This window comes from Streptomyces sp. NPDC034037 (assembly GCF_055575715.1).
Map to the genome: position 1 here is coordinate 168587 of NZ_JBVISC010000002.1, position 16721 is coordinate 185307.

Consider the following 16721-nt stretch of genomic DNA (forward strand, 5'->3'; position numbering starts at 1 on the left):
GGGTCAACGGGTACGGATCTTGTGCTTGGCGACGTGCAGGATGTTGCCGAAGGTCAGCTTGAGGATGGTGCCGAGGCCGCTGCCCGGCTCGGGCGCCATCCCGCACTGCTCGACCATCGACGCGGTGCTCTCCTCGTGCCACAGCTCGGCGAACTTGCCGTCGCGCACGACGTGGAAGTCGAGGCCGGTCATCGTCATCCGCTTGCCGGTGCCGGGGAAGCCGTACAGCTCACCGCGGAAGGTGCCGGTCGCGGTCCAGCGGTCGACGACCTTGTCGCCCATGATGGTCACGTCGTCGAGCGAGAAGCGCAGGTCGGGGAAGGCGTCGTGCATCAACTGGACGGCGGCGCGGTGTCCGGCGGGCCCCTGCGGGCAGCCCGGCAGCGGCATGTGGTCCTGCCAGTCGGCCGCGAGCAGTTCGCGTTCGGTCTCGGCGTTGTTCTTGTCCCAGACCTCCTCGATGTAGCGGCGGGCCATCTCGTAGTAGGCCTTGTCGAGTGAGCCGTCGAAGTTGGCGGCGGTCTGGGTGTCGATGAAGGCGGGGCGGGACATGAGGTCCTCCAGGACGGTGAGTCGGTGCGATGCGGTGCGGGCCGCGGATGGCCCGCGGCTCACAGCTCCGGGCCGACGTCGGTGACACCGTCGGCGCGCAGGATCTGCTGGGCGGTGTGGCTGCCGGAGACGATCACCCGGAGCGCGCTGGCCGCCTGCGCCCAGTGACCGGAGAGATACAGGCCCTCGATCGGGGTGTGGTAGGTGAGCCGCTTGCTGCCGGCCTGTGCCGGGGTGTTCTCCCAGCCGTAGGCCGCGCCGCGGTGGTTGCCCGTGAAGCGCTCCAGGGTCAGCGGCGTCGAACTGCTGACGAAGGTGAGCTTGTCCTTGAACCCCGGATAGAGCCGCTCGATCAGGTCGAGGTACTTCGCCTCCAGCTTCGGCTTCAGCTCGGCCCAGGGCTCGGGGCCTTCGTAGGGAGCCAGTGCCGTCGAGGTGACCAGGTGCTCCCCGGGCGGGCCGAGGCTCGGGTCGAGGAGCGTGGGCACGACCACCACGGTGGCCGGGGCCTCGCCCGCGGAGAAGCCGGCGAAGTTGGCGTCGTGGTCGTAGCTGTCGTAGATGAAGGTCTCGTGCGCGCCGCCGGCGGCGGCGATGTCCAAGGTCGTCGCGGCGTACACGACGAACATCGACATGGAGCCCTTGAGGGAGCGCAGCCTGCGGTGGTACGCCTTCGGCAGGTGTTCGAGGCCCACCAGGTCGTGGAAGGTGTGCGTGGCGTCCGCGTTGGAGATCACGACCGGTGCGCGCAGTTCCTGCCCGCCGGCCAGGACCACGCCCTCCGTACGGCCGTCCCGCACCACGATCTTCTCGACGCCGGAGTTGGTGACAATCTTGCCGCCGTCGCGCTCGATCGCCGTGGTGAAGGCCTTGACGAGGTGCTGGAAGCCGCCCTTGCAGTGGTAGAGGCCGTGCATCTGGGTGTAGAGGAAGCGGGCGAACAGCTCGAAGGACAGCTGCGAGGGCGGCAGTCCCATGTAGGGCCAGCCCGCGCTGCAGAAGGCTTTGCAGCGCGGGTCCTCGATGAACCGGTCCATGACGTCGCCGAGGGTGGACATCCGGTTCCCGAAGAGGGTGGGGAACTTTTCGACCGCCGCGCCCAGTTCCTGCGGGGAGAGCTGGAGGGGCACCTGGTGGGCCTCCTCGAGGAACTTCTCGCAGAGCCCGAAGAAGCCCCTGATGCCGGCCTCCTCGTGCGGGAAGAGCGCGGTGTGCGCGGCGATGAATGCCTCGGAGCCGAACGGCGCGTCCAGCACGTCGTCGTCGATCACCACCCGGTACAGCGCGTCGGACTCGACGAACTCGCACATCTCGCGCACGTCGAGGTAGCGCAGCAGCACGTCGATGGTGCCGCCCTCGGCGGCGCCGGGCACGACGTGGATGGCCGGGTCGTAGTAGCGCTCACCGGCCCGGAAGGCGTGTGCGTAGCCGCCGATGCCCTGTGCCTTCTCGGCCACCAGGACGCGCCGTCCGAACTTGGCCAGGAAGGCGGCGGCGGCCAGGCCGCCCAGGCCGCTGCCGACGACGATGACGTCGTAGTCGTCCTCGGTGGCGGGTGGTTCCTTCGTCGGCATGACTCTCCCAAGGGATCGAGGTGCTTCGCTGGTCTTCACGGCCGGCTCGGCGACCGGTCTCTCAGGTAGAGATCCGCGCGGGACGTCCCGGGATACGCCTCGGGCCCTACTGACGTCCGCCGGTGCGGCGGGCTTTGCGCCGCAGCCAGGTGAACCGTGCGGCGCTGGTGAAGGTGTGGGCGAGCTGACCGAGCGGGCCGGCCTCCTTCGGCGGGACCACGCCCAGCTGGGTCAGCATGCCGACGAAGTCCGCCTCCTGGTGGAACTCCAGCAGGCGTCCATGCTCGTCCCAGCGCTCAAGGATCATCTCGTCGATGGACACGAAGCGGCCGGTCGGCGGGATGCCCAGCAGCTCTCCGGTCTGGGTCCCGCTGAACCGCACCCGGCTGGCCACCCATTCGCCTTCGGCGATCATGTCGAGCAGGTCGATGCGCAGGTCCGGCTTGGCCCGCCATATCTGCTGCATCAGGTCGAGGAACTGCTTGTTGTCAAGGCGCGGGTGGCCGGGCAGGGTGTACGTGCACGCGGGGTCGGCCATGTCGTCGAGCACCGTCACGTCCTTGACGCGCCAGCAGCGCTCGAGGAGTTCATGGGCCGCGTCCTTCGGCTCGCGGCGGCCGGGGACGGTTTCGGCCGCCGCGGCCTGTCCCGAAGAGGAGGTGGTGCTGGTCATGGTGGCGTGCTCCTTCCGCCGGGGCCTCACGCCCCGTGCGCTTGCGTGGTCTCCGTGATGCCGTGATGTTCGTGATGTCCGTGGTCTCCATGGCCGACGGTGCGGCTCACGGGTCAGCTGTGGGGCCGGCGCTTCACGCGGCGGACCGCTGCCGCAGTGCGTCCTTCGCCTTGAGGACGCCGAACCGGCCCATGAGCTTGAAGGTGTGCGCGATCTGGCCGAGCGGACCCGCGTCCCTGGGCGGCACCACGCCGAGTTGCTCCATCACGCCCATGTAATCGGCCTGCTGCCACAGCTCGGCGACCTTCCGGCCCTCGAAACGGAGAATGATCATCTCGGTGAGCACCGTGGCCACGCCGGTGGGCGGGATGCCCATCAGGTCGCCCCGGTGCGTGCCGGTGAGCACGGCCTGCATGAAGACGCGGTCGCGCTCCTGGACCTGCACGAGGATCCGCTCCTGGAGGTCGGGCAGCGCCTTGCGCAGATCTGCGCCCATCTTCTTGAAGTCCGCGGGCCCGTACACGTCGGGAAGGCCCGGGAAGTGGCCGACGAAGTGCGGCAGGAAGTACTCGTCTATGGCGCCGAGATCGGCGTGGTTCCAGACCCGGTCCGCGATGTGGGCGGCCAGCTCCTTCAGTTCCTCCCGTTCAGGCTGCGCGGTCTGTCCGGGGCTCGTGGTCTGTTCGGTCTGTTCGGGCTTCGCCATGAGGTGTTCCTTCATATGAGGTGTTCCTTCACCGGGTGGGTGGAGAGCACGGTCCTTGCGGGCTACGGGGCGAGCCCCGGGATGGGCCTGCCCGGGCCGGTGAACATGCGGCTGAGGGCGAACGGGGCGACGGACAGCAGCCCGTCCCGTACGAACGGAGAGAGGCGCTGCATGCGGGCGGCGCGCCGGGCGTTGACGTACATGCCGCGAACCCGGGGGAAGCGTGCTTTCTCGTAGTCGCGCAGCGCGGCCGTCGCCTCACCGGCCGCCGCGAGGCGCACGGCGAGTACTGCCGCGTCCTCCATCGCCAGGCAGGCGCCCTGGCCCAGGTTCGGCATGATCGTGTGGGCGGCGTCGCCGAGCAGCGTGACCGCTCCGCGCCCCCAGTCGGAGACCGGCTTGCGGTCCCGGATGTCGTCCCGCCACAACGAGTCCGCAGGGGTGGCCGCGACCAACTCCTTGATCACCGGGGACCAGCCCTCGGTGTAGGGCGATCCGTCGGTCGGCATTCGGACGGTCGGGGCCTGCAGGAACCAGTACGTGCGGTCGCCGGGAAGGCCCAGGATGCCGGCCGCTCCGGTCGGCCCGAAGATCATGTCCAGTGCGATGCCGCCCGGCCAGGGTCTGGGGACCACTCCCTGCCAGCCGGTGATCATGGGCTGGTCCAGCGTGTTCTGGTGGGCGGGGAGCAGGGAGCGGCGTACCGCCGAGCCCACACCGTCGGCCCCGACGACGACGTCGGCTCGCAGCTCCTCCCCGCTGGTGAGCCGGACGCCGCCCTGCGGGGTCACCGAGGCCACCTCGCAGCGGAAGCGGATGTCGGCCCCGCACGCGTCCGCGAGGACGGTGAGCAGTTCGGGCCGGGTGACGCTGAGCGCGGGGAATCCGACGCGCTCCCCCCAGCTCGCCATGTCGATGACGGTGAGCTTCCGTCCGCTGTTGACCCGCAGCGTCGCGGAGGTGATGGGCTCGGCCACTTTCCGCACCGCGTCGAGGAGCCCCGCGCTGTGCAGTGCCGCGGTGGCGTTGGGCCACACCGTGAAGCCGAGGCCGCGGGCGCGCACCGCGTCCGCCCGCTCCAGCACCGTCACGTCGATGCCGCGGCGCGTGAGGGCGCCCGCGAGCGTGAGCCCGCCTATGCCACCGCCCGTGATGATCGCTTTCCGGACAGACATCAGGTTCTACTCCGATTCAGATAGGTCGGCCAAGGCGCTCCGCCGAATCAGGTGGGGCGGGCCGCCTCCCGGCGCGCCGCTCCGCTCGCCGTCAGGCCGGTGCCCGTGTCCGCCCCGTCCGGCGTGGTGTCTGTGCCGACGGCGGGCGGTTTCCTGGCTGCCTTGCGTGGAAGGACGAGCAGGGCGGCGACCACGCCGAGTGCGGTGGCCCCGGCGCCGATCAGCATGGCGTCGCCCAGGCCTTCGACGAAGGCCTCATGGGCGGCGGTCAGCAACTGACTGCCCCGTTCGCCGCCGATCTCGGCGGCCACTCCCCCGGCGGCGCCCACCGAGTCCGACGCGGCGTCGGCGGCCTCGGCGGGCATCTTGTCGAGCGCGGGCAGCGCGTCGCGGTAGGAGGTGGAGAGCACGCTGCCGATGACGGCGATGCCCAGGGCGCCGCCGACCTGCATGGAGGCGTCGGTCACCGCGGAGCCGGCGCCGGACTGTCCGGACGGGGCGGCGGCCAGCATGGCGTCGGCCGCGGCCGGCATGGCCAGCCCCATTCCGAGGCCGAAGAACGCCAGGCTCCACAGGATGCGGGGCTCGGAGTCGGTCCCTGCCCCCGCCGTCAGCAGGAGAGCAGCGGTGATCAGCGAGAGTCCCAGGGCCACCACGGCCTTCAGGCCGATCCGCTCCACGAGCCGCGGGCTGAGGGGGGCGCCGACGATCATCGTGGCGATGGGCAGCAGGCGCAGCCCCGCCTCCAGCGGTTCATGGGCCAGCACGAACTGCAGGTACTGGGTGAGCACGAACAGCGCGCCGAACATGCCGAAGGAGATCGCGGTGATGGCCAGCGCCGAGCCGCTGAACCGCTTGTCGCGCAGGAGTTCCGGGGAGAGCATCGGGAAGGGGGTGTGCCGCTCCCAGAGCGCGAAGCCGAATAGCAGCGTCACGCTGACGGCGAGCGAGACCAGGGTGATCCCGTCCGTCCAGCCGTTCCTGGAGGCTTCCACCAGGCCGTAGACGAGGGCCGCGAGTCCGGCGGCCGACAGCAGCGCGCCGAGCAGGTCCAGCGAGCCGGAGCGGTCGCGGTTGCGCGACTCGGGGATCAGGAGGGCGCCGCCGACCAGGGCCACGACCACGACCGGCGCGTTGATGAGGAACACCGAGCCCCACCAGAAGTGGTCGAGCAGCAGGCCGCCCACCACGGGGCCGAGCGGCACGCCGAGCGCTGCCGTGCCGGCCCAGATGCCGATGGCCTTGGCCTGCTCCTCGGCCGGGAAAACGTCCTTGATGATGGCGAGGGTGGCGGGCATGATCATCGCCGCGCCCGCCCCCATGGCCGCGCGCACCGCGATCAGCGTGGTGGAGTCGGTGGAGAAGGCGGCCGCCAACGAGAACGTCAGGAACAGCACCATGCCCGCCATCAGCAGGCGGCGGCGCCCGAACCGGTCGGCCAGGCTGCCGCAGAGCAGCAGCAGACCGCCGAAGGCCAGCGTGTACGAGTCGACGATCCACTGCATCTCGGTGCTGCTCGACCCGAGATCCGTCTGGATCTTGGGCAGCGCCAGATTGAGGATCAGGTTGTCCAGGCCGATCAGCACCAGGCTCATGCACAGCACGGCCAGGATCTTCCAGCGGTGCCGGTGAACGGTTGAACGGTCCACGGTCATCTCTCTTTCGTGGTGCGGGTACCGCGCCCGGACAGGGAGCGACAGTTGCCTGTCGTTCATGGAGATCCGCGGGGCGGGGAGCTGGATACAGCGCGGGGCCGCGGAGTCCGGCGTGCACCGGAGCGCGCCGGCGCCGTGGTCAGGTGGCGCGGGAGCAGTCCGTGCGGGCCGCGCGCTCGGCACGGCGGCCGATGGCGGCGAGCCAGTCGCGGCGGATCAGGGCGCTGAACGGTTCGATGATCAGCCAGTACGGGCGGAAGCGGCGCGCCGCCCCCTCGTCGATGGCGTAGACCCGGGTCTCGGTGATCAGCCGCGTTCCGGTGCCTTCGGGCTCGGTCCACAGCGCGTAGGCGCCCTTGACGAAGTGGGGCCGTGCGAACGTCTCGTAGTCGGCCGGGGTGAGGCCGGGGACCACTGCCTTGGACACGATGGGATTCCACGGCTGGCCGGCGAAGCCCAGGACGAGGTCCGCGTCCGGCACGTCGTCCAGGACGATGAAGCCCAACTGCCGCATGGCGCTCAGCGTGTCGGCGTCCGCCGCCGCCCGCTGCCCGGCACCCCGGCGCAGCAGTCGGGAGGGCAGACTGCGCGCCGCGACCAGCGGGCGCACGAGCCGCATCTCATGCCCCCGCACCTCGCGGACGGCCCGGGAGACCGTGGCGGGCGGCGCGGCGACGAAACGGTCGTGTCGAGTGCTCCAGTGGCTCACGGGGAGCCACGCGTCCAGACGCCCGGTCATGGCCCCTCAGCTCCCGCGCCATCCGTGGCCTGCGCACGCTTCAGCATGGTTCCTCCTCGACTGCGTGGCCGGGACGGGCGATCCAGGCCCTCACGACTTACAGTACCGCAGTTTCGGAACTCCGGTATCGTATACTGAGGTCATGCCGAGCCAAGCACCACGCATGGGACGCCCCAGGGACAGCCAGATCGACCAGGCCGTCCTCCTGGCCGCGCGCGAACTCCTCACCGAGACCGGCTACACCCGCGTCACCATGGACGCGACCGCCGCCCGCGCGGGGGTGGGCAAGGCCGCCATCTACCGCAGGTTCGGCTCCAAGGCCGAACTGCTCTTCGCGGCCGCCGTGCACGGCATGGACATCGAGCCCCCGCCGGATTCCGGCTCGCTGCGCGACGATCTCCGCGCGATGGCCCGCGTCATCCACGAACGTCTCTCCAGCCCCGCCGCCCGCGAGGTGATCCCCGCGCTCCTGGCCGAGATGTCCCGCGACGCCGAACTCGCCGCCCGGCTGCGGAACACCTTCGTCGCCCGGGAGCGCAGGGACCTCGCCGCGATCATCGAGCGCGCCCTGCAGCGCGGCGAACTGCACCGGGCACCGGATCCCGCGCTGGCACACATGCTGCTGGGCGGCCCGCTCTTCCTCGCCCTGCTGGTCCTGCCCAGCCCGATGGACGGCGCCCAGTTGGACGTCGTCGCATCAGTGGTGGCGGCGGGGCTCATCGCCCATGCCGACGAAGCTCCGGCCGACTGAGGGCGGTCCGGAGCCAGAGTCATGATCCGGAGCCAGAGCCATCCTGGCCCCCGGGTTTCAGCGCCTGCGCCGGGCCGCCGTCAGGGCCACGAGGGACAGCACGGCGCCCAGCAGCATCAGCTTGCGCCTGCGGCCTCGGGGGGCCGCCTGCTCGTCGTCCTGGTCCGGAAATTCAGCAGTCGTCACGGAGCTCTCCTCACAAGGGCGTTGAAGATGTACGCCCTCTCAGATCCGCGCCACGCCGGGTGGGATACACACATCGTCGAGCGGTCCGCCCAACCAGTTGGATGTGCCGTCAGGTCAGTGGACGCGCCCTCGGCCCAGCGGACGGCCCTGAGCGAGGCGGCCGGGTTCGCGGCCCAGGCCTCAGACGATCGCCGAGACCTTGTAGGCGACACCACCCTCGACCACGTAACCCGTCCCCACGCAGACGATGTCATTGAGCCACATGTACTGATGCGCTCCTGTCTCGAAGAGCGGATTGGTGTGGAAGTAGTAGCTCTCCGGGTCGACCTGATGCCGTTTGGCGGGCTCGGCCAGATCGGCGCGCAGGTGGGGCGGGGTGACCCATCTGCCGCCGTAGGTCATGTACAGCAGTTGGCCGTCGTGTGTGCGCAGTGTCAGCCGGACGTCGAGCACCATCACTCCGTCCGGACGGAAGACCGCCCAGTCGCCGCCCCCGGGCAGTACGTCACCCCTCAGCCTCGGCCCTTCGAAGGTGCCGCCGGCCGAACCGAAGTGGACCCTCCGCCCGCGTGGGCCCTCACCCATGTCCTGCCTCGGGTGGAGATCGACGACCATGTCGAAGAGGTGAGTCGTTTCGATCTCTCCGACGTCCTTCACTCTTGGGTCTGTGGCCATGTCGCAATGCCCTTTCAGGTGTGGCGGGTCGGCGGGAACAGGGTCCGCCGGACGGTGTCCGTGGAAACACCGGACTGAGCACAGAGTTCCGACAGATCGAAGAAGAAGTGCTCGCTCGCGATCAGGTCGTCCCTGAAGGAGAACCGGATGAACACCGGCAGCTCGGCGCGTCTGCCGTTGGGGGTCACACCGAACCGGTTTCCCGTCATGGTCATCTTCACCGTGCCCCAGCACACCAGGGACGAGCCGTCGTCGGCGTGCCCGTCGAGGACCACCGCGTAATCGGGGAAGGCGGCAAAGAACCGCCCAAGCGCCCTCTCGTTCGCGGCCGGACCGTGGGCAGTGGCCCCCAACGCCGGTGCGGACAACGTCATTTCACGGTGCAAGAGCTTCATGGATGCCGGTATGTCCTGTCGGCTCTTCGTGTCTGCGAGCGCCTTCGCCAGTTCGAACATGCGACGGCCGTCCAAGAGGACCCCTCTCTCAGTGCGTGAAACGTCAACGTACGGTCGTACGTACGTAAAGTGCAAGGCGTCTGCCAAGATGGCGCGATGGACGAAGGTGAACAGCGACTTGCCCCTCCCGGTACCGCGCCTCGGGCGGCCGACGCCATGACGTCGGACCGGCGGCTGCTCAAAGGCGCGAGGTCCCGGCAGGCGGTGTTGCGCCATGCCGTGGACCTGGCCTCGCTGGAGGGGCTGGCCGGGCTCAGCTTCGGTCGGCTGGCCGGTGACCTCGGTGCCAGCAAGAGCGGTGTACAGACCCTCTTCGGCACGAAAGAGAATTTGCAGGTCGCGGCGGTGGAGTGCGCACGACTCGTGTTCGACGACGCGGTGGTGCGCCCGACGAGGAGCGTGCCCCGCGGCGCGGCGCGGTTCCAGGCGTTGATCGAGTCATGGATCGAGTACGCAACGGCTCCCCTGTTCCCAGGAGGCTGTTTTTGGGCCGCCAACCTGGCGGACTTCGACAGCCGGCCAGGACCGGTACGTGACGCGTTGTTCCGCAGCCAACGCGACTGGCGGTCCCTGCTCGCCGACGAACTGCGCCACGCCTCTGATTCAGGGGAGATCACAGAACCCGACGCGGAACTCGCCGCGTTCCAGATCAACGCGGTTCTCCTGGCGTCGAATACGGAGTTGCGGCTGGACGCCGAAGGAAGGGGCGGCGAGGCGGTGGCCATGGTGCGCCGAGTGACCCAGCTACTTCTGACCCCTCGTCAGCAGTGAACCGGCATCAGCACGGTCCCTCGCACCGGTGAAGACGAGGACGGATCACTGCCCTTCGGGATGGGCCCGTTGGGCCACGTTCAGGAGGCGGGTCACCGCCGGGTCGACGTCGGCCCGGTGGATGGCGTGGACGACGGTGTCGAGGTGACCGGACCGTCCGCGGAGGGGCACGAGATGTACCCCGGCGAACGTGAGGTGACGCAGGCCTTCGGGGGCGAGGCTGACGCACAGGCCTGCGCCGACGTAGCTGAACAGGCCGCTGAGGTCGTCGGCGACCGCCACGCCGCGTGGGGTGAACCCCGCCTCGCGGCAGGCGACATGGACCTGCTCGGCCAGTGCGGGAAGAGCGGTCGGGTCGGGCAGGACGAAGTCGTCGTCCGCGAGTTCGGCGAGGTCGATCCCGTCCGCCCCGGCGAGGCGGTGGCCGCGGGGCACGGCGGCGGCGATCCGCTCGGTGGCGATGACGGTGCTGACCAGGTCGTCGGCAAGCCGGGCCGGGTCGCGGACGAATCCGAGGTCGAGTGTCCCGCCCCGTACTTGGTCGACGACGCCCGCCGAGGAATCGTGCTGCAGATGGATGCGCAGGTCGGGCAGTTGCGCCGCCGCGGCTCGCAACATCGCGGGGAGGTAGAGGTAGCTCAGGAGGCTCACGTACCCGACCCGCACCTCTCCCCCGAGGCCTGACGCCACCCGCCGGGCCCTGGCGACCGCGGCGGTCTGCAGGTCGAGCAGCCGCTGCGCGTCGACGGCGAAACCCTCGCCGGCCGACGTCAGCCGCACCCCGCCGGGACCGCGGTCGAGCAGGCGCGCTCCCACGGTCCGTTCCAGGCGCTGGATGGACTGACTGAGAGGCGGTTGGCTCATGCCGAGCCGTTCGGCGGCCCTGCCGAAGTGCTTCTCCTGTACGACCACCAAGAACTGTTCGAGCAGTCGGCGGGACAGGCTGATATTGCCAGGGATATCACTCACCACCAGATCATATATTGGACAGACCTTCGCGGCGAGGTGTCCACTGGACAGCGGAAACCACCCACCGGAATGCGTGGGGCGGGATCCGAGCCCTCTCTTCTCCGCCGTCCCTCTGGGGTGATGTGCATGTCGGTCGTGACGATCGTCGGCGCTGGTGTCATCGGTATCTCCTGGGCCCGTCTGTTCGACGCGGCCGGCTGGGAGGTACGTGTCAGCGATCCCCGGCCCGACCTGGGCGAGCTGGTGGAGCGCGAGCTGGCCGGCAGGCCGGTGACGGCGACCGCCGACCTGGTGGCCGCGGTGAGCGGCGCGGACTTCGTGCAGGAGGCCGGCCCGGAGCGGGAGGAGGTCAAGAGGGAGATCTTCGCGACGCTCGCCGCGCACACGCGTGACGACGTGGTGCTGGCCTCCTCGTCCTCGTCCCTGCTGCCCTCGGTCATCGCCCGGGGCAATCCGGCGGCCGACCGGATCGTCGTCGGGCACCCGTTCAACCCGCCGGAGCTGATGCCGCTGGTGGAGGTGGTCCCCGGACCGCGGACGGCCGCGACGACCGTCGACCGGGCACTGGAGGTCTACCGCGGCCTCGGCAAGTCACCGATCCGCCTGAAGAAGGAGATCCCCGGCTTCGTCGGGAATCGACTGCAGAAGGTCTTCAACGAGCAGGCGGCCTACCTGGTGCAGCAGGGCGTGATCGACGTGCCGGACCTCGACCACCTGGTCCGCGCCTCACTCGGTCTGCGCTGGGCCGTGACGGGCCCGTTCGAGAGCGGCGTCCTGGGCGGCGGGCCGGCGGGCATGCGCCACCTCGTGGAGCACGTCGGTTCGCAGCTGACCTTCGAGGCCGGCCGCCCTGACCCGGCCCGGACCGGCGAGGTCCTCGACGCCGTCGAACAGGCCTACGGCACCGGCGAGACCGCCTACGCACACCTCGCGGCCCGGCGGGACGACCGCACTCGTGCCGTCCTGGAGCCGCTGGGCTGGCCGCACCTCCCCTCCCAGGACACGCAGGGGCGATGAAGTCGCCCCTGGAGCGAGGGCCGGACACGAACGACGGAACAAGGACGACCATCATGACCAAAGCACTGCTCGCACTGCAGATCGTCCCCGGGAAGGTGCTCCGTGTGACTGTTCCGGACGGCCGGGTGCACACCCTCTGCGAGGATGCCGGCCCGGCTCCGGACGGCATCGTCGTGGACGCGGCCACCGTCTACTGGACCACCATGGGCGCGCCCCTGAGCGATCCCGACGTCCCCGGCGAAGCCGGTCAGGACTTCTCCCGCCCCAACGGCGGTGTCCACGCGATGGACCTCACCGGCGGGTTGCGACGTGACGTCGTCCCGCCGGGGGCGCTGACCACCGGCAAGCAGCTGACGTCCGACGGTGCCGGCACGCTGTACTGGAGCGACCGTGAAGGGCACCGGGTCAGCCGCGTCCGGGGCGACGGCACCGGCCTGACCGACCTCGTGGTCAACCCCGCCGAGGACGGGATCATGGGGGAATGCGTCGGCGTGGCGGTGGACCCCGCGCGAGGGCACCTGTACTGGACGCAGAAGGGCCCGGCCAAGGGCGGCAAGGGACGCATCCTCCGCGCCGGACTGGAGATCCCCGCCGGGCAGAGCGCGGCGAGCCGGACCGACATCGAGGTGCTGTGGGACGACCTGCCCGAGCCGATCGACCTGCACCTGGCCGGCGACCGGCTCTACTGGACCGACCGCGGGGCCGCCCCCGCCGGCAACACCCTCAACCGCGCCCGCGTGCCGGCACCCCGGAGCCCGGGGGAAGCTCCGGAGATCCTCGCCGACGGGTTCGAGGAGGCGATCGGCCTCGCCGTCGACGCCGAGGCGGGCATCGCCTACGTCTCCGACCTCCACGGCCACATCCGGGCCGTCCCCCTGCCCGACGGACCTGCCACCGGGCAGGAGCCTCGCGACATCGTGGCTCTGCCCCACCCACTGACCGGACTGTGCCTCTACAGCGGCGACCAGGGAGCCCCGGATACTCCCGCTGCCGCCGTGTGACGGCGGCCACCGTCCTCCAGTGGCACGATGCGATTTGGAAGCGTGGAAGCGTGGCCCGCGGGCATCCGGCGTGACACCGGGAGAGTGAGGGCGGGGCCGATGAGCACGGCACGGCGCATGCGGTTCGACGGGTGGATCGCCGGTCTCGGCACGGCCTCGGGCGTACGCCTGGTCGTCGGGTACTGGCCGCTGTCCCCCATGGGCCCGTTTGCCGACGTCATGGTGGAGAGGGCCGACGGCCGGCGCCTGCTGCTGGCGCCGTCCGAGCGCGTGGCGCGGTTCGTTGCCGCCACCTACCGGTTCGACGAGGTCATCGTGTGCCCGGTCGCGGTGGAACCAGGGCATGATCAGTGGACCGTGACAGCCGGACCGCTGCGGGCCACGTTCACGCCCGGGCGCTCCACCGCGCTGGGCCGCGTGCTGAGACTGGTCCCGGGCCGTCTGGCGACCCGCCCCGGCTGGGCCGCGCTCTGCGATCTCCCGGCGCGCCTGCTGATGCCGGGGGTCCGGACACGCGGCAGCGCGGGGGCGGGGCGCCGCGAGTGGTACGCCGCGCGGGACCTGCGCACCATCATGTCGGCGCGAGCGGAGTGGAACGGTGAAGACCTCGGCGGGCTGCAAGCCGTGCACCCCCCGGTCCGTTTCGGTTTCGGCTCGGCCCCTCGGCGGCCGTCCCTGACCCGCGTGGTCACGACGGTGGAACTTCCGGACGACGAGGCACACGAAGTGGGTGAGGGGTCCACGTAGGTCGCCGCCGAACAGCGGCGAGCGTGAGCGCGACCCGTGCGGGCGGCGGCCCCGCGGCGCGCGTAGGCCCGGTGGTTCGCGGGGTCTCTCCCAGGCATGTCTCCCACGGACTTCATCCGGCCCGTCACATTCTGGCCGCCCCGTCCGTCATGGCAGTACGACACAAGGTCGCTCACCTGGGAGACAACGATGAACGCCACGCCTTCCCCCATCCTCGTCACCGGAGGTACGGGCACACTCGGCAGCCACGTCGTACCGTTGCTGCGCGCGGCGGGCCACCCCGTCCGCGTCCTCGCCCGCAGCAGCCGCGCGTCAACGCCCGGCATCGAGTACCGCAGCTGCGACCTGCTGCGGGGGACCGGACTGGACGACGCGCTGAAAGGCGTCGAGACGGTGCTGCACCTCGCGGGCGGCCCCAAGGGCGACGACGAGGCCACCGGAAATCTGGTGCGCGCCGCGCGCACGGCCGGGGTGCGGCATCTGGTGTACATCTCGGTGGTCGGCGCGGACCGGATCCCGCTGGCCTACTTCCGCGCGAAGCTGGGCGCGGAGCGGGCCGTCACCGAGTCGGGCATCCCCTGGACGACGCTGCGGGCGGCGCAGTTCCACGACCTGGCGCTGACGGTGGCGGAGAAGATGGGGAAGCTGCCCGTCGTCCCGGCGCCGAGCGAGATGCGCTGGCAGCCGGTGGACGCCCGCGATGTCGCGGCCCGCCTTGCCGAGTTGGCGCTGGACCGGCCGGCGGGCAGGGTGGCCGACCTCTCGGGTCCCCAGGTGTACGGGCTGGGCGACCTGGTCCGTGACTACCTGAAGGCGGCAGGCAAACGGCGCCCGCTGCTGCCGGTCCCCCTGCCCGGGAAGGTCGGCCGGGCGTACCGCGCCGGGGAGAACCTGGCGGCTGACGACGGCATGTCGGGCACCCGCACCTGGGAAGCGTTTCTGGCCGAGCGGATGGGCTGAGCAGCCTCGCGCACGCCGGACAGGGCCACGCCGCACTGAGCGAGCACGTATCCCCGGCGACGCGCATCCCAAGTACCGCAAGTACCGCAAGTACCGCAAGGCGAGCCGGTCACGGCGCCCGCGCCCCACCGCGCGTACCGACTTATGGGGTGCGGGCTGCAACTGGTGCGGTGAGTAGGTATGTTGAGGCCCTGCCTGCCCACCCGGTCCGGCCAGATGGCGTGAACGGCCGGTCGCGGCACCCCCCTTGGGGCCGGGCATGGAGTGAACGAATGACGGGAGAGCGGAAATTGGGCCAGGACATACGACCAGAGGCCGGCACCGTCGACGTCAGCATCCCGAGCGTGGCGCGTATGTACGACTACTACCTCGGCGGCAAGGACAACTACGCCGTGGACCGTGCGGCGTGCGAGGAACTGAACAAGGTCGTGCCGAGCACGCGGGTCCTGGCGATCAACAATCGCCGCTTCCTGCAGCGGGCGGTGCGCTGGCTGGCGCAGGAGCAGGGCATACGGCAGTTCCTCGATCACGGCTCGGGGCTGCCGACGCAGGACAACGTCCACCAGGTCGCCCAGCGGGTCGCCCCGGACTCCCGCGTGGTGTACGTCGACAACGATCCCATCGTGCTGGCCCATGGCCGCGCGCTGCTGGAGGAGAACGAGAACACCGCGGTCATCCAGGCCGACATGCGCGACACCGACGGAATCATGAGCCACCCCGAGGTCGAGCGCCTGATCGACTTCACTCAGCCGGTCGCCGCGCTCTTCGTGTCCGTGCTCCACTGCATTCCGGACGAGGACGACCCCGCCGGGCTGATCCGGCGGGTCGCGGACCGTCTGGCCCCCGGCAGCTTCCTGGTCGTGTGCCAGCTGGTGAGCGAGGACCAGAAGACCCGCGACTTCGTCACCGACTTCATGCGGGTCAGCACCCAGGGCCAGTGGGGGCGGGTGCGCACGGCGGCCGAACTCGGCGCGATCCTGGAGGGCTTGGAGGTTCTGGAGCCCGGCCTGGTGGAGGTCTCGACGTGGAAGCCCGACGGAGATGTCGGGCCCAAGCAGCTCACCATGGAGTGGATCGAGTACGGCGGGATCGCCCGCAAGCAGTAGCCGGATCTGCTCGACGGGACGCTCCCCCGCCCCCGCCGCGTCCCTCACACGCCTGTTGCCGCGTCCTTCACGCGTTCTCCGCCGCCTTGATCAGGTCTTCCAGCATGGCCTGGGAGGCGCGCGGGGACGCGGCCTGCGCGCTGAGCTGGTCGGTGACGGCGAGATAGTGGTCGACGTCGTCGCGCTTGTCCAAGTAGAGCGCGCTGGTGAGCTGTTCCAGGTAGACGATGTCGGGCAGGTCCGGCTCCAGGAAGCGCAGGATCGTGATCGGCCCGCCCGCCGCCGCGTGTCCGCCGAGGCTGAACGGGGCTATCTGCACGGTGACGTTGGGCAGCCGCGCCATCTCCAGCAGATGCCGCAGCTGGGCCGCCATGGCGTCGGACCCGCCGAGCGGACGCCGCAGGCACGCCTCGTCCAGCACCGCCCACAGCCGGGGCGGATGGGGTGCGGTGAGCAGCGCCTGTCGCCGCATCCGCAACTCCACCCGCAGTTCGATCTCCGCCTCCGACGCCTGCGGGTTGCCGAGCCGGCACACGGCACGCGCGTACTCCGCGGTCTGCAACAGGCCCGGGATGAACTGCACCTCGTAGGTGCGGATGACGGAGGCCGCTTCCTCCAGCCCGATGAGTGTCTCGAACCAGCCGGGCAGTACGTCGTTGTAGCGATGCCACCAGCCGGGCGTGCTGGTCCCGCGGGCCAACGCCAGGAACTCGGCGCGCTGCTTCTCGTCCGTGACGCGGTAGAGCGTCAGGAGGTCGGCCACGTCGCGTTCCTTGCAGCCGACGCGGCCGAGTTCCAGACGGCAGATCTTGGCGTGTGAGCCCCGGATGGCGTCCGCCGCGGCTTCCCGGCTGATGCCGGCGGCCTCCCTCAGCCGGCGGAGCTGGGTGCCGAGAACGATCCGCAGAACTGTCGGGCCGCCCCGGGGATGCTCGATGTGACGGCGCGGGGGCGGGACACGCCCCGGCTGCGCGGCTGCCATGCTGGCTCCCGTGTTGGTCGGATGAGC

19 protein-coding genes are annotated in these 16721 nt (G+C 70.6%); 7 read left to right on the top strand and 12 right to left on the bottom strand.

The window, feature by feature from the left end; genetic code table 11:
- Positions 1-3: 3 nt before the first annotated feature.
- The 7 genes from ACZ516_RS06515 to ACZ516_RS06545 form a co-directional block, all read right to left on the bottom strand.
- Complete coding sequence (locus tag ACZ516_RS06515; protein WP_469008839.1) at positions 4-552, bottom strand: ester cyclase; 549 nt, start codon at positions 550-552, stop codon at positions 4-6.
- A gap of 59 nt (positions 553-611) precedes the next feature.
- Complete coding sequence (locus ACZ516_RS06520; RefSeq protein ID WP_469008840.1) at positions 612-2126, bottom strand: phytoene desaturase family protein; 1515 nt, start codon at positions 2124-2126, stop codon at positions 612-614.
- Between the two features lie 106 nt (positions 2127-2232).
- A complete protein-coding gene (locus ACZ516_RS06525; RefSeq protein ID WP_358578311.1) occupies positions 2233-2799 on the bottom strand; it encodes an ester cyclase in 567 nt (188 codons plus the stop codon).
- 133 nt (positions 2800-2932) lie between these two features.
- Positions 2933-3505 carry an ester cyclase gene (locus ACZ516_RS06530; protein WP_469008841.1) on the bottom strand — a complete coding sequence of 191 codons (573 nt, stop codon included), beginning with the start codon at positions 3503-3505 and terminating at the stop codon, positions 2933-2935.
- Between the two features lie 62 nt (positions 3506-3567).
- Positions 3568-4680 (bottom strand): NAD(P)/FAD-dependent oxidoreductase, encoded by a 1113-nt coding sequence (locus ACZ516_RS06535; protein WP_358911873.1) that lies wholly within the window; start codon positions 4678-4680, stop codon positions 3568-3570.
- Between the two features lie 47 nt (positions 4681-4727).
- Positions 4728-6329 (bottom strand): MFS transporter, encoded by a 1602-nt coding sequence (locus ACZ516_RS06540; protein WP_469008843.1) that lies wholly within the window; start codon positions 6327-6329, stop codon positions 4728-4730.
- 145 nt (positions 6330-6474) lie between these two features.
- Positions 6475-7074 carry a hypothetical protein gene (locus tag ACZ516_RS06545; protein ID WP_469008845.1) on the bottom strand — a complete coding sequence of 200 codons (600 nt, stop codon included), beginning with the start codon at positions 7072-7074 and terminating at the stop codon, positions 6475-6477.
- 142 nt (positions 7075-7216) lie between these two features.
- Here ACZ516_RS06545 and ACZ516_RS06550 point away from each other — a divergent pair, with 142 nt between their 5' ends.
- On the top strand, positions 7217-7825 hold the full coding sequence (locus tag ACZ516_RS06550; protein WP_469008847.1) for a TetR/AcrR family transcriptional regulator: 609 nt from the start codon (positions 7217-7219) through the stop codon (positions 7823-7825).
- A gap of 57 nt (positions 7826-7882) precedes the next feature.
- Here the strand turns inward: ACZ516_RS06550 and ACZ516_RS06555 are convergent, their stop codons facing one another.
- From ACZ516_RS06555 to ACZ516_RS06565, 3 genes are all read right to left on the bottom strand, one after another.
- Positions 7883-8011: a hypothetical protein gene (locus ACZ516_RS06555; protein WP_358911879.1), complete on the bottom strand. Its 129-nt coding sequence runs from the start codon at positions 8009-8011 to the stop codon at positions 7883-7885.
- Positions 8012-8191: 180 nt separating this feature from the next.
- Positions 8192-8668, bottom strand: a complete 477-nt coding sequence (locus tag ACZ516_RS06560; RefSeq protein WP_469008849.1) for a DUF3237 domain-containing protein — start codon at positions 8666-8668, stop codon at positions 8192-8194.
- A gap of 32 nt (positions 8669-8700) precedes the next feature.
- Complete coding sequence (locus tag ACZ516_RS06565) at positions 8701-9141, bottom strand: nuclear transport factor 2 family protein (protein WP_469008851.1); 441 nt, start codon at positions 9139-9141, stop codon at positions 8701-8703.
- Positions 9142-9237: 96 nt separating this feature from the next.
- On the opposite strand from ACZ516_RS06565, the gene ACZ516_RS06570 reads away from it, so the two are divergent.
- Complete coding sequence (locus tag ACZ516_RS06570; protein ID WP_361083071.1) at positions 9238-9912, top strand: TetR/AcrR family transcriptional regulator; 675 nt, start codon at positions 9238-9240, stop codon at positions 9910-9912.
- 45 nt (positions 9913-9957) lie between these two features.
- Here ACZ516_RS06570 and ACZ516_RS06575 read toward each other — a convergent pair whose 3' ends face one another.
- Entirely contained in the window at positions 9958-10881 is a 924-nt protein-coding gene (locus tag ACZ516_RS06575) for a LysR family transcriptional regulator (protein ID WP_361083073.1), read from the bottom strand.
- A 126-nt stretch (positions 10882-11007) separates the two neighbouring features.
- On the opposite strand from ACZ516_RS06575, the gene ACZ516_RS06580 reads away from it, so the two are divergent.
- The 5 genes from ACZ516_RS06580 to ACZ516_RS06600 all read left to right on the top strand — a co-directional run bounded on the left by ACZ516_RS06580 (position 11008) and on the right by ACZ516_RS06600 (position 15712).
- On the top strand, positions 11008-11898 hold the full coding sequence (locus ACZ516_RS06580) for a 3-hydroxyacyl-CoA dehydrogenase NAD-binding domain-containing protein (protein ID WP_469008853.1): 891 nt from the start codon (positions 11008-11010) through the stop codon (positions 11896-11898).
- Positions 11899-11951: 53 nt separating this feature from the next.
- Complete coding sequence (locus ACZ516_RS06585; protein ID WP_469008854.1) at positions 11952-12899, top strand: hypothetical protein; 948 nt, start codon at positions 11952-11954, stop codon at positions 12897-12899.
- 99 nt (positions 12900-12998) lie between these two features.
- Positions 12999-13646, top strand: coding sequence for a hypothetical protein (locus tag ACZ516_RS06590; protein ID WP_469008855.1), 648 nt, complete (start codon positions 12999-13001; stop codon positions 13644-13646).
- 189 nt (positions 13647-13835) lie between these two features.
- Positions 13836-14606 carry an SDR family oxidoreductase gene (locus ACZ516_RS06595; protein WP_469008857.1) on the top strand — a complete coding sequence of 257 codons (771 nt, stop codon included), beginning with the start codon at positions 13836-13838 and terminating at the stop codon, positions 14604-14606.
- 272 nt (positions 14607-14878) lie between these two features.
- On the top strand, positions 14879-15712 hold the full coding sequence (locus ACZ516_RS06600) for an SAM-dependent methyltransferase (RefSeq protein ID WP_469008858.1): 834 nt from the start codon (positions 14879-14881) through the stop codon (positions 15710-15712).
- 67 nt (positions 15713-15779) lie between these two features.
- Here the strand turns inward: ACZ516_RS06600 and ACZ516_RS06605 are convergent, their stop codons facing one another.
- Positions 15780-16694 carry a helix-turn-helix domain-containing protein gene (locus tag ACZ516_RS06605; RefSeq protein WP_358578351.1) on the bottom strand — a complete coding sequence of 305 codons (915 nt, stop codon included), beginning with the start codon at positions 16692-16694 and terminating at the stop codon, positions 15780-15782.
- Between the last annotated feature and the right edge of the window lie 27 nt (positions 16695-16721).

Bases quoted from the DNA above. Each gene is read 5' to 3' on its own strand.
- ACZ516_RS06585 (WP_469008854.1), top strand. From the start codon at position 11,952: ATGACCAAAGCACTGCTCGCACTGCAGATCGTCCCCGGGAAGGTGCTC.
- ACZ516_RS06520 (WP_469008840.1), bottom strand. From the start codon at position 2,126: ATGCCGACGAAGGAACCACCCGCCACCGAGGACGACTACGACGTCATC.
- ACZ516_RS06550 (WP_469008847.1), top strand. From the start codon at position 7,217: ATGCCGAGCCAAGCACCACGCATGGGACGCCCCAGGGACAGCCAGATC.
- ACZ516_RS06545 (WP_469008845.1), bottom strand. From the start codon at position 7,074: ATGACCGGGCGTCTGGACGCGTGGCTCCCCGTGAGCCACTGGAGCACT.
- ACZ516_RS06530 (WP_469008841.1), bottom strand. From the start codon at position 3,505: ATGGCGAAGCCCGAACAGACCGAACAGACCACGAGCCCCGGACAGACC.
- ACZ516_RS06595 (WP_469008857.1), top strand. From the start codon at position 13,836: ATGAACGCCACGCCTTCCCCCATCCTCGTCACCGGAGGTACGGGCACA.
- ACZ516_RS06535 (WP_358911873.1), bottom strand. From the start codon at position 4,680: ATGTCTGTCCGGAAAGCGATCATCACGGGCGGTGGCATAGGCGGGCTC.
- ACZ516_RS06525 (WP_358578311.1), bottom strand. From the start codon at position 2,799: ATGACCAGCACCACCTCCTCTTCGGGACAGGCCGCGGCGGCCGAAACC.
- ACZ516_RS06590 (WP_469008855.1), top strand. From the start codon at position 12,999: ATGAGCACGGCACGGCGCATGCGGTTCGACGGGTGGATCGCCGGTCTC.
- ACZ516_RS06580 (WP_469008853.1), top strand. From the start codon at position 11,008: ATGTCGGTCGTGACGATCGTCGGCGCTGGTGTCATCGGTATCTCCTGG.
- ACZ516_RS06605 (WP_358578351.1), bottom strand. From the start codon at position 16,694: ATGGCAGCCGCGCAGCCGGGGCGTGTCCCGCCCCCGCGCCGTCACATC.
- ACZ516_RS06570 (WP_361083071.1), top strand. From the start codon at position 9,238: ATGGACGAAGGTGAACAGCGACTTGCCCCTCCCGGTACCGCGCCTCGG.
- ACZ516_RS06515 (WP_469008839.1), bottom strand. From the start codon at position 552: ATGTCCCGCCCCGCCTTCATCGACACCCAGACCGCCGCCAACTTCGAC.
- ACZ516_RS06600 (WP_469008858.1), top strand. From the start codon at position 14,879: ATGACGGGAGAGCGGAAATTGGGCCAGGACATACGACCAGAGGCCGGC.
- ACZ516_RS06565 (WP_469008851.1), bottom strand. From the start codon at position 9,141: ATGTTCGAACTGGCGAAGGCGCTCGCAGACACGAAGAGCCGACAGGAC.